We start from the raw sequence: 5,263 nt of genomic DNA, 5'->3' as shown, positions 1-5,263 counted from the left end.
GCCGCGACTTCGTCGCGGCGTGTTCGCGGCCCCTTTGTGGCTCGCGTTTGCGCGGCCGCCGCTTGCTCCTTCGTCGCTTGCGCGGCGGCCGCGCAAACGCGAGCCGGGCCGCGAACGGGCAATGCTCGGTCTCGCTTCGCTCGAAACCTGGGGTTGAGGTGCGCTGGGCGCGTCACAGGCGATCGGACGAACCGGAGTTGTGCCGTTGTCGGTGGCGGGGTGCCTGCTTTGGCGCGGACGTGACGGCCGCTTCGGCGTGGGCCGGGGCGCGGGCGGTGGATGTTCGGTCTTGCTTCGCTCGAAACACTAGTTGGGGTGCGCTGGGCGCGTCACAAGTGATGGCCTACCTCGAGCAAGGGCACTCGGTCTCCCTTAGGTCGAATCCGATAGTCGAGCCGGTGTGGTGGCGGGGGATGCGCCTCTATGAATACGTGCACGGCATGCATGCAAGTTTTATCGCCCATGCCCGCCGGTCGCGGCGGCAATGGCCGTAGGCAGGCTCGCCTGGATCGGCTCGAGCAGCGGCAGCGACGCCTCTGCGCCTGGACCGGACGAGCGGTGGCCGCCCCATCGGGACGGCCACCGGTGTCGCTGGTTCGGCGCGGGGTGTCACCCCGCGAACGTCAGACGCGCACGATGAGCGCGTCGCCCTGGCCACCGCCACCGCAGAGCGCGGCCGCGCCGACGCCGCCGCCGCGGCGCTTCAGCTCGAGCACCAGGTGCAGCAGGATGCGGGCGCCGGACATGCCCAGCGGGTGGCCGATGGCGATGGCGCCACCGTTGACGTTCACCTTCTCCGGGTCGATGCCCAGCTTGCGGGTGGACGCGATGCCGACCGCGGCGAACGCCTCGTTGATCTCCACCAGGTCCAGCTCGGCGGGCGAGATGCCCTCACGCGCGCACGCTTTCGCGATCGCGGCGGCGGGCTGGTCCTGCAGCGTCGAGTCCGGACCCGCGACCACACCTGCCGCGCCGATCTCGGCGATCCAGCTCAGCCCGAGTTCCTGCGCCTTCTCCTTGCTCATCACCACCACCGCGGCGGCGCCGTCGGAGATCTGCGAGGCGGTGCCCGCGGTGATCGTGCCGTCCTTGCGGAAGGCCGGGCGCAGCTTGGCCAGCGACTCCGCGGTGGTGTCGGCGCGAATGCCCTCGTCCGTGGTCACCAGCACCGGATCGCCCTTGCGCTGCGGCACCGCGACCGGGACCACCTCGTCGTCGAACACGCCGTTCTTCCAGGCCGCCGCCGCCCGCTGGTGCGAAGCCGCCGCGAACGCGTCCTGATCCTCCCGGCTGATCCGGTCGGTCTCGTTGCGCTGCTCGGTCAGCGCGCCCATCGCCTGGTCGGTGAAAATGTCGTGCAGGCCGTCGTAGGCCATGTGGTCGCGCAGGGTCACATCGCCGTACTTGAAGCCCTCCCTGCTCTTCTCCAGCAGGTGCGGCGCCTGACTCATGGACTCCTGTCCACCCGCGACGACGATCTCGTACTCGCCCGCCCGGATCAGCTGGTCGGCCAGGGCGATCGCGTTGATGCCGGACAGGCAGACCTTGTTCAACGTCAGCGCGGGCACGTCCATCGGGATGCCCGCCGCCACGGCGGCCTGCCGGGCCGGGATCTGTCCCGCGCCCGCGGTGAGCACCTGGCCCATGATCACGTAGTCGACCTGGTCGGGCGCGACGCCGCCCTTCTCCAGCGCCGCCTTGATGGCGAACCCGCCAAGGTCGGAACCGCTGAAGTCCTTCAGACCCCCGAGCAGCCTGCCGACCGGGGTACGCGCACCGGAGACGATCACGGAAGTGGTCACGACGAGCCTCGCATTCGTAGATCGGACCTGCCCGCGCCCCTGCGGGGCGGCGCGAGAGCAGGTGTTCTACTCAACGGTAGCGGGTGCGGCCCGCGCGTCCCGTGCCAGGTCGCGCTACTTTCGAATGGTGAGCAACGTTATCGAACAGTCATCGTTCATTCCCGCCGACTACGTGACCGCGGTCGACCACGTCGGCATCGCGGTGCCCGACCTCGACGCCGCCGTGGCCTGGTACGCCGAGAACCTGGGCATGATCGAGACCCACCGCGAGGTCAACGAGGCCCAGGGCGTGCACGAGGCGATGCTGTCGCTGCCCGGCGCCCCGGATCGAGCCACCGCCCTGCAGTTGCTGGCCCCGCTCGACGCGGAGTCGACCATCGCGAAGTTCATCGACCGCAGCGGTCCCGGCTTGCAGCAACTGGCCTACCGGGTGACCGACATCGAGGCCGTCTCCGCCTACCTGCGCGCCAAGGGTCTGCGTTTGCTGTACGACGCTCCGCGGCATGGAACGGCGGATTCCCGCATCAATTTCATCCACCCGAAGGATGCTGGAGGTGTGCTGATCGAGTTGGTCGAACCGAACGCTCATGTTACGCACTAGTATCGACGTCAAGTCGGGAAAACTCGTTGGAATGACATTCGCAGTCGAGTCACCATCGGCTGTCTTCAGGCTGTAGTTTGTGTGCCATGTCGTCACCCGAGTCCGATCGCAATCGCTTCGTTGCACTGCCCTTCACCGTTGTGCGCAAGGGTTATGCGCAAGACGAGGTGCGTAATTACTTCGACCGCTTCGACGCGGAACTGAGAGTCACCGCCACCGACCGCGACGCGGCCGCGGCACAAGCACGTAACCTCGCGAGCCAGCTGGAAGACGCGCGCGACGAGATCGACGAACTCCGCAAGGAGGTCGACCGACTCTCGGTGCCGCCGACCACCGCGGAAGGCATGTCCGACCGCATCTCCCGCATGCTCCGTCTCGCCTCCGACGAGGCGTCCGAGGTGCGTGCCCTGGCCCAGGCCGAGGCAGCCGAGATGGTGTCGATCGCCGAGCAGCAGGCCACCGAGATGCGTGGCAAGTACGAGTCGCTGCTCGCGGAGACCAAGGAGAAGCGCGAGGCGCTCGAGATCGAGTTCGAGCAGACCCTCGCGAACGCACGCACCGAGTCCGCCAAGATCATCGAGGCCGCCCAGGCCGAGGCCGACCGCATCGCGAAGGAAGCCGACGCGAAGCGCAAGGCCACCCAGCAGGACTTCGAGGCCACCATGGCCGAGCGTCGCACCAAGCTCACCCGCGCCATGGAGGAGCTGGAGGCCACCAGCCGCGCCGAGGCCGCCCAGCGGATCAAGGACGCGACCGACGAGGCCAACCGCCTCATCACCTCCGCCACTCAGACCTCCGAGCGCAAGATCGCGCACGCGAAGGAACTGGCCGAGGAGATGCGGGTGCTGCGCGGCCGCGTGCTCGCCCAGCTGCTCGGTATCCGCGGTCAGCTCGACTCGGTGCCCGCGATGCTCGCCGCGGTCAACCGGGAGAGCGAGCTGCTGGACGGTGTTCCCGATCAGCGCAAGTCGATCGGCGGCAACGCCAAGTCGGTCACCGGTTCGCGCCAGAAGGCGATCCCCGAGGTCGCCACCGAGGACGAGGACATCGACTCCGACGAGCGCGAGAGCGCCGACATCAGCAACTGACGTCGGCTCAACGGCGACAGCAGTATCGCAACCGAATTCACCGAAGGCCGCCCCTCACCAGGGCGGCCTTCCCTAATTCCGCACCCAGCGAAACCGCGGCCCTGACGACCTCTGGTGACCGGGCCGGCCGCTCACGCCGGCGCCATCGTCAGCACTGGATGACGTTCTCCACCGCAGCGGCGTCGCAGCCGAGGCCTGGTTCTCCTCACCTGACGTTCTCGGCCGAAGTCGAACGGGCGGCACCTCTGATCAGAGGGCAGAGATCGTCACCATCGAACAGGGTCGGTCCGAGTATGGTCCGACCATTGCCCGCAGGACCGAAGCAACCAGCGGCCCCAAGTCGGAGTGGTTGCCGTCCGACGTCAGGGCATTCTCGCTCGTCCAGATGGCCGCGGGTCTCCCTGCAATCGCTCGATTCGTCCAGCCTGTGATCGACCGAGCGGCGTCACTGACAACGTCTCGATGACCGGCTCGACGCTCAGGACCACCGACGGGTGACCCGGCGCGTCTGCCGCCCGTTCCAGCAGCCGCGGTGCCAGTGTCTGCGATCGTCTTCGCCACCGTAGGCGGGCCACGCCACCACATGGGCGACCCCGGGTGGGATCTCGTGGTCGCAGCCCGGGCAGCGGTAGGTCTTGATCGCGCGGCTGCCGGGGATGGCGCGCACCACATACGTCTCGTCACCGTCCGGACCAGACTCCGTCCGTCCGAAGACGTCTCCCAGGGGCGCGCCACCGGCCCGCGGGCGCTCGGCGTAGCGATCCGAGCGCGGTTTCCGGCGAGGCATGCGACAAGCGTATTACTCGCTCGCGCGAGCGACGAACGACCCTGAGGTCAGAACAAGCGAAATTCGTTGCTCTCCGTGCCGCGCAGGGCGTCGTAATCGAGTGTGAGACAGCGGATGCCACGATCCTCGGCGAGCGTGCGCGCCTGCGGCTTGATCTGCTGGGCCGCGAAGACGCCCACGACCGGAGCCAGCAGCGGATCGCGATTGAGCAGCTCCAGGTAGCGGGTGAGCTGTTCGACGCCGTCGATCTCACCGCGCCGTTTGATCTCGACCGCCACCGTGCCGCCGTCGGCGTCCCGGCACAGCAGGTCCACGGGCCCGATCGCGGTCATGTACTCCCGGCGGATGAGCGTGAACCCCGCACCGAGCGTGTGCACGTGCTCGGCGAGCAACTCTTGGAGGTGAGCCTCCACTCCGTCCTTCACCAGGCCCGGGTCGACGCCGAGCTCATGGGAGGAATCGTGCTCGATGTCCTCGACGGTGATGCGAAGTTCTTCGCCCGCCTTGTTGGTGACAACCCACAGCGCCTTCGCTCCGTCCGGCAGCTGCGCGTCACCGTTGCGTTCCTCCAGCCGGCAGGGAGGGCTCATCCAGTTCAGCGGCTTGTACGAGCCGCCGTCGGAGTGCACGAGCACCGAGCCGTCCGCTTTCATCATCAGCAGCCTGCGGGCCATCGGCAGATGGGCGGTGAGTCGCCCCACGTAGTCGACCTGACAGCGAGCAATCACTAGGCGCACCCAAGCACTGTAGGCGAGCGCCCTGTGGCGGCTACCACCAGGCCCACGAGCAGGGACCGCTACACGGCCGTGGCGGGCAGCTTCGGCCCGGTCACGATCCCGCCGTGCGGCGGACCGGAATACCGATCGAGTAGGCGTCGTCGCGCCGATCACGCGCCTTTCGTTGTGGGCGCAGAACAGCAACGCACCGTCCGCCCATTCTCGGGCTCCGCGACGGGCTACTAAATTTGCTGCGCAATGCTATTTCG

General features: G+C 68.1%; 5 protein-coding genes. 2 read left to right on the top strand and 3 right to left on the bottom strand.

The genetic code is table 11. The features are described from left to right. Positions 1-623: 623 nt before the first annotated feature. On the bottom strand, positions 624-1,802 hold the full coding sequence (locus ON27_RS06405; protein ID WP_043720853.1) for an acetyl-CoA C-acetyltransferase: 1,179 nt from the start codon (positions 1,800-1,802) through the stop codon (positions 624-626). A gap of 127 nt (positions 1,803-1,929) precedes the next feature. Between ON27_RS06405 and mce the strand changes: the two genes are divergently transcribed. After that, entirely contained in the window at positions 1,930-2,403 is a 474-nt protein-coding gene (mce, locus tag ON27_RS06400; protein ID WP_245559815.1) for a methylmalonyl-CoA epimerase, read from the top strand. A gap of 86 nt (positions 2,404-2,489) precedes the next feature. After that, on the top strand, positions 2,490-3,491 hold the full coding sequence (locus ON27_RS06395) for a coiled-coil domain-containing protein (RefSeq protein ID WP_043720848.1): 1,002 nt from the start codon (positions 2,490-2,492) through the stop codon (positions 3,489-3,491). Between the two features lie 478 nt (positions 3,492-3,969). Here ON27_RS06395 and ON27_RS06390 read toward each other — a convergent pair whose 3' ends face one another. Together ON27_RS06390 and nucS are read right to left on the bottom strand one after the other, a co-directional pair. Then, positions 3,970-4,278 carry an Rv1322 family protein gene (locus tag ON27_RS06390; protein WP_043720844.1) on the bottom strand — a complete coding sequence of 103 codons (309 nt, stop codon included), beginning with the start codon at positions 4,276-4,278 and terminating at the stop codon, positions 3,970-3,972. A 47-nt stretch (positions 4,279-4,325) separates the two neighbouring features. Next, positions 4,326-5,015 (bottom strand): endonuclease NucS, encoded by a 690-nt coding sequence (gene nucS / locus ON27_RS06385; RefSeq protein ID WP_043720842.1) that lies wholly within the window; start codon positions 5,013-5,015, stop codon positions 4,326-4,328. Positions 5,016-5,263: the final 248 nt, after the last annotated feature.

It is taken from the genome of Nocardia asiatica NBRC 100129 (genome assembly GCF_000308415.1).
Taxonomy (GTDB): Bacteria; Actinomycetota; Actinomycetes; order Mycobacteriales; family Mycobacteriaceae; genus Nocardia; species Nocardia asiatica.
Note: the sequence above shows the minus strand (reverse complement) of the source record. Positions and strands in the feature narration are given on the sequence as shown.

What these genes read in the sequence shown, in the direction of transcription:
- ON27_RS06390 (WP_043720844.1), bottom strand. Translation starts at nt 4,278, where the DNA reads ATGCCTCGCCGGAAACCGCGCTCGGATCGCTACGCCGAGCGCCCGCGG.
- ON27_RS06395 (WP_043720848.1), top strand. Translation starts at nt 2,490, where the DNA reads ATGTCGTCACCCGAGTCCGATCGCAATCGCTTCGTTGCACTGCCCTTC.